The sequence below is a fragment of the Anaerocolumna jejuensis DSM 15929 genome (assembly GCF_900142215.1).
GTDB classification, from domain to species: domain Bacteria; phylum Bacillota; class Clostridia; order Lachnospirales; family Lachnospiraceae; genus Anaerocolumna; species Anaerocolumna jejuensis.
In genome coordinates this window covers 327,441-345,428 of the sequence record NZ_FRAC01000006.1, presented here as the reverse complement: position 1 = coordinate 345,428, position 17,988 = coordinate 327,441, and the positions used below count along the sequence as shown (strand labels likewise).

Here is a 17,988-nt window from a genome sequence, read left to right as displayed (position 1 = left end):
TTTTTATAATGATATCTAGTATATTGTGTATAGATACTGGCTGGGTAAGATTTTTTTACAATAACCCAATAAAAAAGTATGTAAAATGTGTATTACAAACACAGGTAAAAACCATGTGTAGAGAATGTTACTTATTTTTTACATCTCTGGTTTAGGCAGTATCCGAAGCAGATGTTTCGGTCTAGCCAAAAAAAGAGCCTAGTTGAAAAAATTCAACTACGTATTCGTAAGGAGTTAATATGGATAAAGTTGTGAAAGTTGCAGTCGATGCGATGGGTGGCGATTATGCTCCGGCTCAGGTTGTTAAGGGTGCCGTGGAGGCTTTGAAGGAAAAAAAAGATATTAAGATTATCTTAGTAGGTCAGGAAAAAGCCATAAACGCAGAGCTAAACGGTATCGACTACGACAAGGATCGTTTATCGATTGTCCATGCGGAAGATGTGATAACCAACGATGAAGCACCGGTGATGGCTATTCGGAGAAAAAAGAATTCCTCCATTGTTATCGCAATGAATCTTGTAAAAAATGGTGAAGCAGATGCGTTTGTATCTGCCGGCAGTACAGGTGCGGTTTTAGTTGGCGGACAGCTTATTGTTGGGAGAATCAAGGGAATTGACAGACCGCCGTTAGCACCCTTAATTCCAACTGAAAATGGTGTATCCCTCCTGATTGACTGTGGAGCTAATGTGGATGCAAGACCTTCTCATTTGGTGCAGTTTGCCAAGATGGGTTCTATTTACATGGAAAATATTCTGGGAATTAAAAATCCCAGAGTTGCCATTGTTAACATAGGCGTAGAAGAAGAAAAAGGTAATTTATTGGTTAAGGAAACCTTCCCTTTGCTTAAGAATTGTAATGACATAAATTTTATCGGCAGTATCGAAGCAAGAGAGATACCTAAGGGCGGTGCAGATGTTATCGTATGCGAGGCATTTGTAGGTAATGTAATCCTTAAGCTGTATGAAGGGCTTGGAAGTACTTTAATCGGAAAGATAAAGACAGGTTTGATGAGTACGGCAAAGAGTAAAATAGGTGCTTTGTTATGTAAGTCGGCTTTAAAAGAAACCTTGAAGACATTTGATGCATCGAAATATGGCGGTGCGCCCATGCTTGGTTTAAATGGACTGGTTGTGAAGGCCCATGGGAATTCTTCCAGCAATGAAATCAAGAATTCAATTATTCAGTGTATTACTTTTACAGAGCAAAATATTAACGATAAGATAAGAATGCATCTGGAAGAAGAATAGAAAAGAAAGGTGAATATTATGGAATTTGAAAAATTACAAAAAATCATAAGTGAAGTTTTAAATGTGGAGGAAGACGAAATTACAATGGAGACTACCTTCGTTGATGATTTAGGAGCCGACTCCCTGGATATCTTCCAAATTATTATGGGTATAGAGGAAGAATTCGACATTGAGATTGCCAATGAAGAAGCTGAAAACATCATAACCGTAAGTGATGCGGTAGAGCAAATTAAAAACGCACTGAACCAATAGAAAGTTTCATATTGGAATAATATATGCCCTTCTGGAAGGGCCAGCCCTTTATGGAAGAGTTTTGCCCTTTCAATAAGAGCTTGGCCTTTCCGGAAGAGCTTTGCCCTTTCTAAAAGGCCAGCCCTTTCTAAAGGGCTTTGCCTTTTTAAAGGGTGTTTTTTATGAAAAGCCATGAAATCATACCCATAAAAATTCACAGAAATGGAGGAATAAAATGAATCGATCGGAAGAATTGATTTTGGAAAGACTGCGAAAGTTTGAAGAAGCAATAGAATATTATTTTAGAGACCGTATGATATTAAAACGGGCACTGACCCATAGCTCCTATGCCAATGAGAAAAGGCTTAGCAAGCTGGAAAACAATGAGCGGCTTGAATTCCTGGGAGATGCGGTATTAGAGCTTATAACAAGTGAATATCTCTATCTGAATAATCTCAAGATGCCGGAAGGGGAGCTTACAAAATTAAGGGCAAGACTTGTATGTGAGCAGACGCTTGCCAATTGTGCAATAGACATGAATGTCGGGAATTACCTGCTGCTGGGTAAAGGGGAGGCGGCAACAGGCGGAAGGGAAAGGTTTTCTATACTTTCTGATACCATTGAGGCAATAATAGGGGCTATTTATACAGATGGTGGTTTTACTAATGCAAAAGAGTTTATTTTACGTTTCATTTTATCGGATATCGAAAATAAGAAGCTCTTTTTCGATAGCAAGACTATCTTGCAGGAAATCGTTCAAAGCGAATATAAAGAACAACTATCATATGAATTAGTCAAAGAAGAAGGTCCTGATCATAATAAGCAGTTTACCGTTGTAGCCCTGGTGAAGGATATCCGTCTGGGAACAGGAGTTGGAAGAACGAAGAAAGCTGCTGAGCAGGAGGCTGCCTATTCTTCCATCTTAAAGATAAACCGCAAAAAAAATCTTATTCCCCAAACAAAATAAAGAATATCGGGAGTTACTATGTATTTAAAAAGTATCGAAGTATATGGCTTTAAATCCTTTGCCAATAAAATTATCTTTGAATTTCATGACGGAATTACCGGAATTGTAGGTCCAAACGGCAGCGGTAAGAGTAATGTAGCGGATGCAGTGCGCTGGGTATTAGGTGAGCAAAGTGCAAAGCAGTTACGTGGTGCCAGGATGGAGGATGTTATTTTTTCCGGTACGGAGGCTAGAAAGCCTTTGGGATTTGCCTATGTTTCCCTTACTATTAATAACGAAGACCACAAGCTTCCCATTGAATATGATGAAGTCACAGTAGCAAGAAGGGTCTACCGTTCGGGAGAAAGCGAATACCTGTTAAACGGAAACAGCTGCAGATTAAAGGATGTACAGGAATTGTTCCTGGATACCGGTATCGGTAAAGAAGGCTATTCCATTATCGGTCAGGGACAAATTGAAAAAATATTAAGCGGAAAACCGGAAGACCGCAGAGAATTATTTGATGAAGCGGCAGGAATCGTGAAATTTAAGAAAAGAAAAGCGGCAGCGCAGCATAATCTGGAAGAAGAACGGTTGAATCTGAGCAGAATTCAGGATATTCTATCTGAAATCGAGAAGCAGACCGCTCCCTTAGAGAAGCAGTCTGCGGTAGCAAAGGAATACCTGAAGTTAAGGGATGAATTAAAAGGACTTGACATACAGCTGTTTTTGTTAGAAAATGAGAAAATTAAAGAAACCAAGGACCAGACCAGTGAAAAGCTTGCTATTGCAAACGATGCCTTTCAGACTGCCAATGAGAAATCAGAGCACATGAAGGAAGAGTTTGAGCGTTTAGAAGGTGAAATCGAAGGCTATAATACTTCTCTGGAAGAATTAAAGGCCGCGCAGAGCAATAACCGTCTGGAACAGGAAAAGACAGAAGGTGAGATCAAGGTTCTAAAGGAACAGCTTCTTTCCATCAAGCAGAATGACGCCCATTACGAATCCCGGCTACAGGTAATCGCAGATGAAATCAAGACAAAATCCTCCGAGCAGGAAGGTTATATAAAGGAAAAGAACCAGCTGGATGCCAGAATGGATGAATTGGATGATAAGCAGTCAAAGGACATTCTGCTTTTAGAGGAAATCAGGGGTAAGATAAAGGAAGATACCAGGCGTACAGAAAGCCTCCATGGAGAGATATTTGATTTCTTAAGCGAAAATTCCGGTATCAAAACCAATTTACAGCGCTATGAAACTATTTTAGAACAAAATAACATTAAGAAGACGGAATTGACCCAGAAGCTGCTGCGCAATAAAAGTGAAGAAGCAGTTCTGGATCTGGAAATACAGAAAATCAGGAAGGACCTGGATGACCTCTGTCAGAATATAGAGAATAATCTGAAGGAAACAAAATTATCCCAGGAAAAGGTAGAGGAGTACCGGGAAAGCTTAAAGGGAATTGAGGAAGAGGTCCAGAAGAAGCAGCAGGCCTATCACACCGGCAAGTCCCAGCTTGAGGCATTGAAGAATCTGACGGAACGTTACGAGGGCTATGGTAACAGTATCCGTAAGATTATGGAGAAAAAGGATACTCCCGGAATTATCGGTGTAGTTGCTGATATCATAAAGACGGAGCCCCAATATGAAACTGCCGTAGAAACAGCGTTGGGCGGAAGTATTCAAAATATTGTAACGGATACGGAAGCAACAGCGAAGGAACTGATAGAATATTTAAAGAAAAATAAATTCGGCAGGGCAACCTTTCTTCCCCTGACGAGCATCTCAGCAAAGGAAAGCTACGGGCAGCAAAAATACCTGGAGGAAAAAGGGGTAATTGGCTTAGCTAATACTCTGGTAAAAACAGAGGAGCGTTTTAAGGGGCTGATGCAATATCTCCTTGGCAAAAGTCTTGTGGTTGATCATATTGACAATGCACTGGCAATTGCAAGGAAATATAACCATACCCTTCGTATTATCACCTTGGACGGGGAGCTGTTAAGCCCCGGCGGCTCCATATCAGGAGGAGCTTATAAGAATTCCAGCAATCTGTTAAGCAGAAGGCGTGAGATAGAAGATCTGGAGGAAAGGATTGCCCGCTTAAAGACCGAGGGACTTGAGCTTACAAAGCGCCGTGATGGTCTCAACCAGGAGGTTCAGCTGGTTCTTCAGGAGATGGAAGAGAAGAAGCAGGCACTGCAGGGAATCTATCTGGAGGAAAATACCTCAAAACTGCATTTGTCCCAAAGCGGTAAGAAGAAGCAGGAATTAGGGCTGCTTTACGAAGAAATTACAAATGAAATAAATCAAATTGAGACTCAGAGTATAGAATTAAATAAGAACATAAATAGCTTAAAGGAAAGCCTTGTTCTGAATGAAGAAAAGAGCAGGGAAAATGAACAGCAGATTGATGAGATGAACAGGAAGCTGGAAGAAGTGAAGGTAAAAGAGCAGGAAGTAAGCGAAAGGGTTTCCTCCTTAAAAGCTGAAATGTCTGCCTTTGAACAGAATAACCAGCATTTCCTTGAAAATATTAAAAGGGTAAAACGTGATCTGGAAAAACTATACGAAGAAGAGAACACCATAAGGAAAAACAGGGAGGAATCTCTGGCATCATACAGTGAAAAGCAGGATGCAATCCTTTCCGATGAAGAAAAGATTAAGAATTTTGCAGGTGAAATTCAACGGCTGGAAGAACGGATAAAAGAGCTGCAGGCGAAAAAAGAGGAAGTATCCATCACTCACAAGTCATTTTTCGAGCGCAGGGAAGAGCTTTCCAAGGAAATCATAAATCTGGATAAGGAAATTTTCCGCTTAAACGGTCAGCTGGAACGACTGGAAGAACAGTTAAATGAAAAGAAAAATTATATGTGGGAAGAATACGAGCTCACCTTACATACGGCGATAGAAGCGCTGGACAGTGAAGCTCTTAACAATACCGAGCCAACTTATCTGAAAAAACGCATTGGTGAGGTTAAGAGCAGCATGAAGGGGCTTGGCGATGTAAATATTAACGCAATCGAAGATTACAAGAACCTTTCGGAACGTTTCTTATTCTTAAAAGGACAAAAAGAGGATATTGAAAAAGCAGAAGAGACCCTGGTACACATCATAGAAGAGCTGGATGAGGAGATGAGGAACCAATTCAATGAAAAATTTGCACAGATTAAGGTGCAATTTGACCTGGTTTTCAAGGAATTATTCGGCGGAGGACGGGCAACACTGGAACTAACGGAAGGAGAAGATGTTCTGGAGGCAGGCATCATCATTACTTCCCAGCCGCCGGGAAAGAAGCTCCAGAATATGATGCAGCTGTCCGGTGGTGAGAAGGCACTTACAGCAATATCCCTGCTTTTTGCCATCCAGAACCTAAAGCCGTCACCATTTTGCCTTTTGGATGAGATTGAAGCAGCCTTAGATGATGCAAACGTAAAGCGTTTTGCGAAATACCTTCATAAACTTACGAAGGAAACACAGTTTATTATAATTACCCATAGAAGAGGAACGATGAATGCCGCAGATGTTTTATACGGCATCACCATGCAGGAAAAGGGTGTATCCACCCTTGTATCTGTAAACCTTATAGAAAATGATTTAGATAAATAATGCGTTAGCTAAGGACATAGAAAACATGTCCGGAAAAGAGGTAAGGATGGGAGAAAATAAGAAAGGTTTTTTTGGCCGGCTGGTAGAAGGACTCTCAAAAACAAGGAATAATATCGTAGCCGGTATTGAATCCATTTTCAGCGGGTTTTCAAGTATTGACGACGAATTTTATGAAGAGCTGGAAGAAATTCTTATTATGGCAGATATCGGTATTAATACTACAGGGTCCATCATATCTGATTTAAAACAGAAAGTAAAGGAAGCCAGGATAAAGGAACCCAAGGAATGCAAAGAGCTGTTAATACAGAGTATTATGGACCAGATGAAAGTCACCGAAGCCGCCTATGATTTTGAAAATCAAAAGTCCATTGTTCTTTTGATTGGTGTGAACGGAGTAGGAAAGACCACCTCCGTCGGCAAACTTGCCGGTCAGTTAAAGGATAAGGGAAAGAAGGTCATGGTAGCAGCAGCGGATACCTTCCGTGCCGCCGCCATAGAACAGCTTACCGAATGGGCCAACCGTGCAGGTGTTGAAATAATCGCACAAAAGGAAGGCTCGGACCCTGCAGCAGTCATATATGATGCGGTGACCTCGGCAAAGGCCAGGGGAACCGATGTACTTATCTGTGATACGGCAGGAAGGCTTCATAATAAGAAAAACCTTATGGAAGAGCTGAAAAAGATAGACAGGGTAATTACAAGAGAATACACGGATGCATACCGTGAAACTCTTCTTGTTCTTGACGGAACAACTGGACAAAATGCATTATCCCAGGCAAAACAGTTCAAGGAAATCGCTGATATAACAGGTATTATTTTAACCAAGTTAGACGGTACGGCAAAGGGAGGAATAGCAATAGCCATTCAGGCAGAGCTTGGCATACCGGTAAAATACATCGGTATCGGGGAACACATTGATGATTTGCAGAAATTCAACGCAGGTGATTTTGTAAACGCGCTGTTTAACTAAAAGGAGAATTCGAAATGATGACATTGGATAAATTCGAGGAAGCTGCGGAAACAGTAAAAAGGGTAACTTTAAGAACAAAATTAATCTATAGCGATTATTTTTCTGATACTACGGGAAACAAGGTATTTCTAAAGCCTGAAAATATGCAGTTCACCGGTGCGTATAAGGTAAGAGGTGCTTATTATAAAATCAGCACCTTAAGCAAGGAGGACAGGGAAAAGGGCCTGATTACAGCCTCTGCGGGAAATCATGCACAGGGAGTTGCTTATGCATCCAGAATATACGGTGCAAAGGCAAAGATTGTAATGCCCACCACCACACCTCTCATTAAGGTAAACCGTACAAAAAGTTATGGTGCTGAGGTAATTCTATACGGAAACGTATATGATGATGCCTGTCAGTATGCCTTAAAGCTGGCAGAAGAGGAGGGCTATACCTTTATCCATCCTTTTGATGATGAAGTAGTTGCAACAGGCCAGGGTACCATAGCTATGGAAATCTTTCAGGAGCTTCCTACTGTTGATATCATTCTGGTTCCTATCGGAGGAGGCGGCCTTGCGGCAGGTGTATCAACTTTGGCAAAGCTGTTAAATCCTAATATCAAAGTCATCGGAGTAGAGCCCTTAGGAGCAAACTGTATGGAAGAGTCCATAAAGGCAGGGCACGTTGTAACTCTGCCCCACATTGAGACCATTGCAGACGGAACAGCTGTAAAAACTCCCGGAAGTAATATCTTTCCCTATATTCAGAAGAACATTGATGAAATCATAACCATTGATGACCGGGAATTAATCGTAAGCTTTCTGGATATGATTGAAAACCATAAGATGGTAGTGGAGAATTCAGGCCTCTTAACGGTTGCTGCCTTAAAGCATTTAAACTGCAGCGGTAAAAAGGTAGTCTCCATCTTAAGCGGAGGCAATATGGATGTTATTACTGTATCCTCTGTTGTACAGCACGGATTGATCCAGAGAGGGCGTATATTCACGGTATCGGTTCTGTTACCGGACCGTCCCGGTGAGCTTGTAAATGTAGCCAATGTAATAGCAGAAAAGCAGGGAAATATAATCCGCCTGGACCATAACCAGTTTGTTTCCATCAACAGAAACAGTGCAGTGGAGCTGACGATTACCATGGAGACCTTCGGACATGAACATAAGGACGTTATTGTCCAGGCATTAAAGGAAAAAGGTTACGATCCTCAGATAGTACAGCCTAAAAATACATATAGTTAATATCTTAGCCGGGCGCTTGGTATTATTGGTATTCTGCTCATCAGCACACCTGTCGGAGCCATTGCAGGAATTCTTTCCCAGGATTAAATAAAATAAGCAATATTCAAGTGTATTAATTAAGGAGCTGTTGCACAGCAACTTTAGGGATACAAGGAGTTTACAGAGCTTCTTGTATCCCTATAAGTATAAAGGTGCAGCAGCTCCTTTGCTTTTTGAAATTTGAAAAAATTCGTATATAAATTTAATTGTAAAAGAATTATTGCAAAAAAATAGAATATAAATATAAGGTGGCATGCCAGTAATCTTTCATGTATAAATAAAATCCCCGGGTATTGCAGCTGGAGTACGTAGGTGTTGTGAAATGACATATTTCTACAAAACTGTTTCATAACAACTTCTTAGTCATAGCTCCTTTGTGTTATGAAATGACCTCCAATTGCTGTATTAATTCAAGGGAAAACAAAAACAACAATTAAACATTTTAAAATTATTACACTGTATAAAATGTCGAAATTAATGGAATTATAAGTAAAACGCATTGTAAGATGTGCTTAAATTATATTGTATTAATTAAGAAATTAGTAGCATTTTAATGAAAAACGGTATATAATTGTAAATGTTTATAAACTATACTTTATATCTGACAGGAGGAGTAATTTCATGTTTAATCTTGCAAATGCGACTACCTTTGAGATTGTCGCTATCTGGTGTGTACTTCTTATTGCATTTCTTGGTTTAGGGTATGCCCTTTTACTTAGAAGGCAAATTATGAAGTATGACAAAGGAACTGCTAAAATGCAGGAAGTATGGGGCGCTATCAAAGTCGGTGCGGATACTTACCTGAAGCGGCAGTTAAAAACAATCGTACCACTTATTGTTGTTCTTACTTTTGTACTGTTTTTATCTGTTTATGTTGTACCGCCTTCGGATGAGGCAATGAGCCGTTTCGCTGGCAAGTCCGAAAACACTGTTAAAGTCATTATCGGTATCGGACGGGCCATTGCTTTCATTATGGGAGCATGCTTCTCCTTGATGGTTGGTCAGTTTGGCATGAGAATGGCTGTCGAGGGTAACGTCCGGGTTGCTTCCGCATCAAGAAGAAGCTTTGGTGAAGCCCTTAAGATTGCATATAGAACAGGTACAATAACAGGTATGCTGACAGACGGATTGGGACTTCTTGGCGGTACCCTGATATTTATGGTATTTGGTATTGCCGCACCTGATGCGCTGTTAGGCTTTGGCTTTGGCGGTACGCTGCTGGCCCTTTTCATGAGAGTGGGCGGCGGTATTTATACAAAAGCAGCGGATGTTGGAGCGGACCTTGTAGGGAAAGTAGAAGCCAATCTTCCGGAGGATGACGAAAGAAATGCTGCCGTTATTGCAGACCTTGTAGGCGATAATGTCGGTGACTGTGCCGGTATGGCGGCTGATATATTCGAATCCTATGAAGTTACCATTGTTTCCGGCCTTATTCTTGGTCTGGCTTTAATGAATCTTAATCATGGTGATTTAAAGTGGATCGTATTCCCGCTGCTGGTAAGAGGTATCGGTGTATTGTCCTCAATGATCGGTACATATCTGGTTAAAGGTTCCAAGGACTTAAAAGGCAGTAATGCAATGTCTTCCATTAACAAGGGCTTCTATATATCGGCGGCAATAAGCCTTGTTTCCTTTGCGCTGCTGGCTCATTTCTACATGAATGAGTGGAGAGCCTTCTTTTCAGTAGGTGTTGGTATTGTTCTTGCTATTGTTCTTGATGAAATAACGAAATACTTTACGGATACCCATTACAGGCCTGTTAAAGATATCGCTGCCTCATCAAAGACAGGCTCTGCAACACTTCTGTTAAGAGGTATTGCGGAAGGCTATGAAAGTGCGGTATGGCAGACACTCGTTATTGCTATTACCATACTGACCTCTACCCTCATTTATCACGGTATGGGAACTACCTATATACTATATGGTGTGGCTATGACAGGTATCGGTATGCTTACCCTTACCGGAAATAATGTAGCGATGGATTCTTTCGGACCGATTTCCGATAACGCCAATGGTATAGGGGAACTTTCCGGTCTTGATAAAGAAGCAAGAAAGGTCATGGACCATCTGGATGCAACCGGTAATACCACAAAGGCGATTACGAAAGGCGTTGCAATCGGATCGGCCGTTATTGCTGCGGTTTCCCTCTTTGGCTCCTTCTTAACAGATGTCACGAAGATGCAGGCCCAGATGAATGTCAGCGATTCCTTAAGAATTGCAAACACCGGTATCCGTGTATCGGAGCCCAAAATATTCGTTGGTGTTCTAATCGGAGCATGTATTCCCTGGCTGTTCTCCTCGCTGGTTATTAATGCGGTTACCCGTGCTGCGGCAAAGATTGTAGAAGAAGTTAGAAGACAGTTTAAGATACCGGGACTTCTGGAAAGAAAAGTAAAGCCGGATTATCAGAAGGCAGTTGATATTTGTACAGTTTCAGCTCAAAAAGAACTTATAGGGCTTGCTTTAATCGGCATACTCAGTCCTTTGGTAGTAGGTATTTTACTTGGGGTTGAATCCCTGGGAGGCTTCCTTGCAGGTGTTATTGTTTCCGGGCAGCTTCTTGCGGTATTTATGTCAAATACAGGCGGTGCCTGGGACAATGCAAAAAAGACCATTGAAGACGGACTTTACGGCGGTAAGGGATCCGAAGCCCACAAAGCGGCTGTCGTCGGCGATACCGTTGGCGATCCCCTTAAGGATACTGCCGGTCCTGCCCTGAACCCCATGATTAAAGTCATGAACCTGGTTTCACTGCTTGCAGCTCCGGTACTTGTTCAATACAGCGCCACAAGCTGGGGGATGATAACGACTCTGGTCATATGTTCCGTTATAATCGTTATTGCAATACTGTACTCCAAAAATGGCGGATTTTCTTTCTTAAAACGAGAGGCTTCTAAATAGTAAAAGGATGCTGTGCGAAGAAAGCATAGCAACCAGCAGATAGTATATTAGCTAAAAGCGGCTGTAAAAGAGTAAGAATGCAATGCATTAAATTCTCTTACAGCCGCTTTTTACACGGCAAACCCATGAAACCAAATTATGGATATACACAGATGGCCAAGGAGGTTGTTTGGGAGTTTTGTCTCAAGAGGTTCCTTATGACACTTAAGCGGCAGGAAACGTGACTAGGTAAAACAGTGCCACTGTTAGAGCTCGTTAACTGACACAGCCATATTTGTCACAGCGAGTTTGGCGCTGATTTACCTGCCAGTTACGTTTTCTGCCGCTTTAGTGGAATAAGGGTTCTCACGTAACAAAACGCCCAAACAACCTCCTTGGTCATCGTCCGTTTCCATAATGCATTTCCCGTGGCCTTTTTCAGCTTTGAGCTTTACAAATGACTGTCTTTCTGCTATCATATTGATATAGTTATTTTTCTAATATATTATTCTTCCGGTATCTCGCCGGGTATTCCACAAAGCAATACCATATTGGTCAATTACTGCCTTTGGATCAAAGGATAAAAAGGGGGAGGATACGAGCTGTTGGATTGAATATGATATAAGGTGTATTTTTTAGTGCAGATAATTAATTTTAGATTGACAAACAGTATTAGATAGGCTATTATTAAAACAAGAACATAAGTTCGTGTAAAGGAGAGGAAAAATGTCAAAAGAAGATAAAAGCAGAGCATTGGAATCTGCCCTTGCGCAGATTGAGAAACAGTATGGAAAAGGCTCCGTCATGAAGCTGGGTGATACGGCAGCACACATGAATATAGAAACCATTCCTACAGGCTCCATCAGTCTGGATATCGCTTTAGGGTTAGGGGGAATTCCGAAAGGAAGAATTGTAGAAATATATGGACCGGAATCCAGTGGTAAGACAACAGTAGCTCTTCATATGGTGGCGGAAGTGCAGAAAGCAGGAGGTATTGCAGGCTTTATTGATGCAGAACATGCACTGGACCCTGTATATGCCAAGAAGATTGGTGTTGATATTGATAACCTTTACATATCACAGCCGGATAACGGAGAACAGGCCCTGGAAATTACCGAAACCATGGTTCGTTCCGGCGCTGTAGACATCATTATAGTGGACTCTGTTGCTGCGTTAGTGCCCAAAGCTGAAATTGATGGAGATATGGGAGATTCCCACGTGGGACTACAGGCAAGACTGATGTCACAGGCTCTGCGTAAGCTGACAGCTGCTATCAGCAAGTCCAATTGTATTGTAATATTTATCAACCAGCTTCGTGAGAAGGTCGGTGTTATGTTCGGTAATCCGGAGACTACCACAGGTGGACGTGCACTTAAATTCTATTCTTCCATCCGTTTGGATGTACGTAAGATTGAATCTTTAAAACAGGGCGGAGACATTGTAGGAAGCAGGACACGTATAAAGGTAGTAAAGAATAAGATAGCTCCTCCCTTTAAGGAAGCAGAATTTGACATTATGTTTGGACAAGGTATTTCCAGAGAAGGTGATGTACTGGATCTGGCCTCTAATGAAAATATAGTAATAAAGAGCGGTGCATGGTATGCTTATAATGAGGCCAAGATTGGACAGGGCAGAGAAAATGCAAAGCAATTTTTAAAGGATAACCCGGAAATCTTTGCAGAGGTTGAAAAGAAGGTCAGGGAGAAATATAATTTAATTAGTGAGGAACTGCCGCCTCAAAAGGAAGCAGATGAACAGTAATGATAGTAACTTGTTTGGAAGAGTGTGGTAAGAATAAGGTTAAAGTGTATTTGGATGAAAGATATTACTTCACTCTCTATGATAAAGAGATTTATAGATATGGTATAAAGGTAGATGAGAAAATTTCAGATATTGTCGTAAATGAGCTATCTGGCAACGCGATTAAGAAAGCAAAACAAAAAGCCATGGCCTTATTAAAGAATATGGACCGTACTGAAATGGAGCTGAAGCGTAAGCTTGAACTTTCCGGTTTTACAGGAGAGGTAACAGAGGAAGCAATTGAGTATGTAAAGAGCTATCATTACATTGATGATTTGCGGTATGCTGTCAACTATATACGCCTGAAAAAGCAGAGTAAAAGCCGAAGGCAGATTATAGGAGAGCTTAGACAAAAGGGAATATCCGATGAAGATATGGAAGAGGCCCTTGCAGCTGAATATGACAATGAAGAGGAAGCAATACAACGGGAAATTTCCAAAAAAGTAAAGGATGTGGATGACTTAAGCAAAGAGGAAAAGCAAAAGTTAGCTGCGAAGCTTTACCGGAAGGGATACGGTATGGACCTCATCAGGTTGTATGTAAAGCTGGAATATTGATTTTTTCATTTAAATAAAAATTCGTAATAAAATAGAGGAACTATATAAAACAGGAGTGTTTGCTCCAGGGTACGTTTTATATGGTTCCTTTTGTTGTGGTTTTATAAAGGAGCTTATCATTCTGATAAAATAAAATTGCAGCAAGTATAAAATAAAATTGTAAATTGTAAGAAGCATTTTATCTTGTGTTAATGAAAAAAGTGTTGTATAATGCACATGTAAAGCAATAAACATGCAATATTACATATATAATTATGCACATGCTTGCACGATTTTTAAAAGAGACTGAGCTGAGAATATATTCAACCAGTTATCAAAATGACCCAATGATAGACTGAATATTAAGAAAATTGGTTACTATAAGCAGGAAGCTTTTTTATGTTGTAATGCATTTTTAAATACTAATTTGAGCAATATCTCAGGCAGACTTGTGATATGCAGGAGGAATAGTTTAAAAATGTTGATGCATTTTTAAACTTACTATTTGGGCAGTATCACAAGCAAGCTTGCGATATGCATGGAGACTAATATGGACATTAAAGGATTTACTTACGGATGGGATAGCAAACGGGGCTCCTGTTTGAAGGAAGAAGCATTCAAATCCCAGGATTTACTGTTTGACACTGGAATCAACTGGATGTGCCTTGCTTTTTCCATACACCAGGAAAAGTTTTCGTCAACGGAGATTTATTTTGATTATAGAAACTCTTTAACCGACAAGGAAATTATCCATACAATTAACCGGGCACATCAAAGAGGAGTAAAGGTCTGCTTAAAACCGGTCATTAATTCACGAGACGGAGTTTGGCGGGCATTGATTAATTTTCCGGATGAGGATATGTGGGGAGAGGATAAATATTGGGATACCTGGTTTGAGTATTATACCGCATTTTTGTGCCATTATGCAGAAATTGCTGCGGATACGGGATGTGAAATGTTCTGCGTCGGATGTGAGATGAGCGGAACAGAAAGAAAGGAAAAGCATTGGAGAAATACCATACAGGAAGTAAAGAAGATTTATAACGGTCCCCTGGTATATAATGCCAATCATGGAAGGGAAATGGAGGTTTCCTGGTTTGATGCCATTGATTATATCGGTACCAGTGCCTATTATAAAGTGGGGAAAAAACCTGGTGATTCAAAGGAAAACATGGTGACGGAGTGGGAAAAGGTAGCAAAGAGATTAAAAGAGGTAAGTGAATATTTCAAAAAACCTGTTATATTTATGGAAATCGGTGTTCGAAGCGCAAAGGGATGTGCAATGATGCCCTGGGATTTCAACCATACGGAATTTGAAAGAAGTGAAGACGAGCAGGGGAATTTTTATGATTCCTGTCTGGAAGTATTTTCAGGAGAAGACTGGTTTAAGGGCATCTTTTGGTGGGATTGGAGTACCTGTATTTATGATACGATGGAAGAGGCTAAGCAGGATACAGGGTTTAATATCCATTTAAAGAAAGCCGAAGAGATAATGAAGAACTGGTACTTGAAGCTGTAATCAAGAATATATATTTTTTGTATCTGTATACGGTATAAGGGTGTAATTAATTTATAGAAGATTACTTATAAGAAAATTAATTATAGAACATTAACTATAAAAGATTAATTAATAGAAGATAAGGGAGGAACATTAACACAATGAGTATATTAGCAAAAACACCGCCTATGGGCTGGAATACCTGGAACACCTTTGGGTGGAAGATTAACGAGGAGCTGGTAAAGAAAGCTGCTGATGCTTTTGTTGAAAGCGGATTAAAGGATGCAGGCTATGAGTATATTGTTATTGATGATTGCTGGAGCTTAAAGGAAAGGGATGAAGAGGGCAGGCTTGTCTGTGATCCTGAGAAATTTCCCGGCGGTATGAAGCAGCTGGCTGATTATGTGCATAGCAAAGGATTAAAATTCGGAATGTATTCCTGTGCCGGAACCCATACCTGTGCCGGACACCCGGGAAGCTTTGAGCATGAATTTGAAGATGCCAAAACCTTTGCGGAATGGGGAGTGGATTACTTAAAGTATGATTATTGCTACAAACCGGACCATATTCCCGGAGAGATACTTTATAAGAGAATGGGTACGGCTCTAAGAAACTGCGGAAGAGATATCCTGTTTTCTGCCTGCAACTGGGGAAATGACGAGGTGTACCAGTGGATCAGAGAAACGGGAGCCCATATGTTCCGCTCGACAGGTGACATCCAGGATAACTGGGAATCGATTAAGAATATTGTGCTTTCCCAGATAGGAAAGGAAAGCCATTCCGGAACCTATTGCTATAATGATATGGACATGCTGGTGGTAGGTATGTATGGAAAAGGAGATAATAATGCCGTAGCATTAGGTGGATGTTCAGATATCGAATACCGCAGCCATTTTTCCCTTTGGGCACTTATGAACAGCCCATTAATGATTGGCTGCGATATTCGGAAGATGAGTAAGGAGACTGTTGAAATCTTAACCAACAAAGACATTATCGCTCTTAATCAGGATGAAGAAGCAAGAGGACCTTACTGTATCAGACAATGGAATAATCCGGAGAAGGTCATGGCTTTTGTAAAGCCTCTTTCCAATGGTGATTATGCTATTGGAATGTTTAACTTCAGTGAAACAGCCAGTGAAATGTCCTTGCAGTTTTGGGATATCGGATTATCCGCTGCCGCCGGTAAAGGTCTTTCCATCTATGACTGCTGGTCCCACGAGGAGGAAGGTACTTTTAAAGAGAGATATGTATGCACCCTTGAACCTCATGGCTGCAGAGTATTCCGGGGAAAGGTGATTGATTTCTAATGACAGCCAACTATGATTCCTGCATAAAGTGCGGTAAAGCGCTGGTTTCCGATGAAATATCCTTAAACCGAAAGCTGATTAACCGGAATGCAGTCACATTTCTTTGCATTGACTGTCTGGCGGAATATTTCAAAGTGGACAAGAACGTAATTGTGGACCGTATCCGTTTTTACCGGGAAAACGGATGCAGCCTGTTTAAATAGCCTTCCAGCTGGTATTGGCCATTTCAATGAACTGCTTGGCGGGAACCAGAAGAGCTTCCAATTCTCCTTTCGTTTCGGGAAGAATACATTGATGCTTTAATAATTCTTCTCCGGCTGCTCTGACGGAAGTAAGATAGGAGTCTTTTCTCGGTTTCAGCTGGGGAACCTGGAGTAATTCCCCTTCCGGACAGAGTATTTTCACATAATTCCCTTTTGTAAGAATATCAAACTGCTTTAATAAAGCTTCATAATTGTTTTCGACGGAGCAGAAGCCGCAGGTGGAGATCAGTATATGCTGCTGCTTCGTCAGGTCATAGCGGGAGGGGTGAAAATTGGTGCCATCCTCCTTTTCGCCTATATAGGGCAGATTAATTGGAAGTAATCTGTCCATAAATGCTTTCAGGAGCGAGGGCATTCCATAATAATATAAAGGAAAGCTCCAGATGATATAATCTGCCTGAATATATTTTTGCAATAACTCTTTCATGTCATCCTTTATGATACATTCACCGGGGGTATTCTGCCAGCAGCAAAAGCACCCTTTGCAATGGTCAATATGGTATTTGGTGACAGTGACAAATTCAGTTTCCAGTTCCTTTCCACTGCCCAGCATTCCTTCCAGAAATGCTTTGGTTACAATCAAAGTATTACTTCTTTCGCCCCTTGGGCTTCCGTTTAAAATCAAAACCTTCATATGTTATTCCTCCAATTTTTTTATTGAATTTTCAGCCCAGTCTGCACACATTTTCATAAATTCCCTTCCAAAATCCGAAGTGAGGCTCCAATAGAGAGGTGCATTCTCATCATCAACCAGTGAACTGTAATACTCAAAGCTGTCTTTGGTTTCTTCCAGCTCTTTCAAGGCTTTTAGGGTGAGGTTACGGTATTCTTCAAGAAGTGTTACGGTTGCCTTTTTATCTGCCGAACTGGAAAAGAACAGTTTCATAAGAAAACTATTCCGTATCAGAAAATCCTTCCCATGGCTGCTTTCCAATAGCCATTGCTTTAATTCTTTTTTACCCTCCTCCGTAATGGAATATAGTTTTTTATTGGGTTTGTCCGTCTGTATAACCGTTTCGGAAGTCAGCCAGCCGGATTTTTCCATAGCATTTAATTCACGGTAAATCTGGCTGGTTTGGGCCTGCCAGAAGAAATTTAGGGAAGCTTTAAAGGCCTTATCCAATTCATAGCCCGTCATTTTTCCGTAGCTTAAAAGCCCCAATAAGCCATGCCGCAGTGACATATTTCATCCTCCAGTCCGTCTTTCATTTTTTCTGTTACCCTCCTTTATATTATAAATGTATTATATTACACAAGTGGAATATGACGCAATAGAAAAATTGCATAAAACAACTTACCTTTTTACTGAAAATCTTATTGAAAATAAACTTGCCATTACAGGTCAAATTTAAGAAAGAAACCCTTGTAAAATACAAAATTTATGCTACTATAAAGGATAGAAAGGCAGTATTCGAAGGCTTGCAGACAGT

General features: G+C 40.7%; 14 protein-coding genes. 12 read left to right on the top strand and 2 right to left on the bottom strand.

The genetic code is table 11. The features are described 5' to 3' along the window. Nucleotides 1-239: 239 nt before the first annotated feature. The 12 genes from plsX (at nt 240) to BUB77_RS01510 (ending at nt 16,498) form a co-directional block, all read left to right on the top strand. On the top strand, nt 240-1,247 hold the full coding sequence (gene plsX / locus BUB77_RS01570; protein ID WP_073272259.1) for a phosphate acyltransferase PlsX: 1,008 nt from the start codon (nt 240-242) through the stop codon (nt 1,245-1,247). An 18-nt stretch (nt 1,248-1,265) separates the two neighbouring features. Further along, on the top strand, nt 1,266-1,499 hold the full coding sequence (gene acpP / locus BUB77_RS01565; RefSeq protein WP_073272256.1) for an acyl carrier protein: 234 nt from the start codon (nt 1,266-1,268) through the stop codon (nt 1,497-1,499). A gap of 214 nt (nt 1,500-1,713) precedes the next feature. Next, the gene (gene rnc / locus BUB77_RS01560; RefSeq protein WP_242962327.1) at nt 1,714-2,445 is read left to right on the top strand and encodes a ribonuclease III; all 732 of its coding nucleotides are present in this window, start codon (nt 1,714-1,716) and stop codon (nt 2,443-2,445) included. 18 nt (nt 2,446-2,463) lie between these two features. Further along, a complete protein-coding gene (smc, locus tag BUB77_RS01555; protein ID WP_073272254.1) occupies nt 2,464-6,030 on the top strand; it encodes a chromosome segregation protein SMC in 3,567 nt (1,188 codons plus the stop codon). Nucleotides 6,031-6,076: 46 nt separating this feature from the next. Continuing rightward, nucleotides 6,077-7,000 carry a signal recognition particle-docking protein FtsY gene (gene ftsY / locus BUB77_RS01550; protein WP_073272251.1) on the top strand — a complete coding sequence of 308 codons (924 nt, stop codon included), beginning with the start codon at nt 6,077-6,079 and terminating at the stop codon, nt 6,998-7,000. A gap of 14 nt (nt 7,001-7,014) precedes the next feature. After that, nucleotides 7,015-8,235 carry a threonine ammonia-lyase gene (gene ilvA / locus BUB77_RS01545; RefSeq protein WP_073272248.1) on the top strand — a complete coding sequence of 407 codons (1,221 nt, stop codon included), beginning with the start codon at nt 7,015-7,017 and terminating at the stop codon, nt 8,233-8,235. 660 nt (nt 8,236-8,895) lie between these two features. Next, nucleotides 8,896-11,175, top strand: a complete 2,280-nt coding sequence (locus BUB77_RS01535) for a sodium-translocating pyrophosphatase (protein ID WP_073272242.1) — start codon at nt 8,896-8,898, stop codon at nt 11,173-11,175. A 705-nt stretch (nt 11,176-11,880) separates the two neighbouring features. Then, nucleotides 11,881-12,915 (top strand): recombinase RecA, encoded by a 1,035-nt coding sequence (gene recA, locus BUB77_RS01530; protein WP_073272239.1) that lies wholly within the window; start codon nt 11,881-11,883, stop codon nt 12,913-12,915. After that, nucleotides 12,915-13,511 carry a regulatory protein RecX gene (locus BUB77_RS01525; RefSeq protein ID WP_073272237.1) on the top strand — a complete coding sequence of 199 codons (597 nt, stop codon included), beginning with the start codon at nt 12,915-12,917 and terminating at the stop codon, nt 13,509-13,511. The genes recA and BUB77_RS01525 overlap by 1 nt, the downstream gene beginning before the upstream one ends. A 529-nt stretch (nt 13,512-14,040) precedes the next feature. Then, nucleotides 14,041-15,009, top strand: coding sequence for a glycoside hydrolase family 113 (locus tag BUB77_RS01520; protein WP_170866554.1), 969 nt, complete (start codon nt 14,041-14,043; stop codon nt 15,007-15,009). A gap of 140 nt (nt 15,010-15,149) precedes the next feature. Continuing rightward, nucleotides 15,150-16,295, top strand: coding sequence for a glycoside hydrolase family 27 protein (locus tag BUB77_RS01515; protein ID WP_073272231.1), 1,146 nt, complete (start codon nt 15,150-15,152; stop codon nt 16,293-16,295). Next, nucleotides 16,295-16,498, top strand: coding sequence for a hypothetical protein (locus BUB77_RS01510; RefSeq protein WP_073272228.1), 204 nt, complete (start codon nt 16,295-16,297; stop codon nt 16,496-16,498). Before BUB77_RS01515 ends, BUB77_RS01510 begins: the two co-directional genes overlap by 1 nt. On the opposite strand, the gene BUB77_RS01505 is transcribed toward BUB77_RS01510, so the two are convergent. Then, on the bottom strand, nt 16,491-17,192 hold the full coding sequence (locus tag BUB77_RS01505) for a flavodoxin family protein (RefSeq protein WP_073272225.1): 702 nt from the start codon (nt 17,190-17,192) through the stop codon (nt 16,491-16,493). The two genes, BUB77_RS01510 and BUB77_RS01505, sit on opposite strands and share 8 nt — an antisense overlap. A gap of 3 nt (nt 17,193-17,195) precedes the next feature. Beyond that, a complete protein-coding gene (locus BUB77_RS01500; RefSeq protein ID WP_073272222.1) occupies nt 17,196-17,741 on the bottom strand; it encodes a PadR family transcriptional regulator in 546 nt (181 codons plus the stop codon). Between the last annotated feature and the right edge of the window lie 247 nt (nt 17,742-17,988).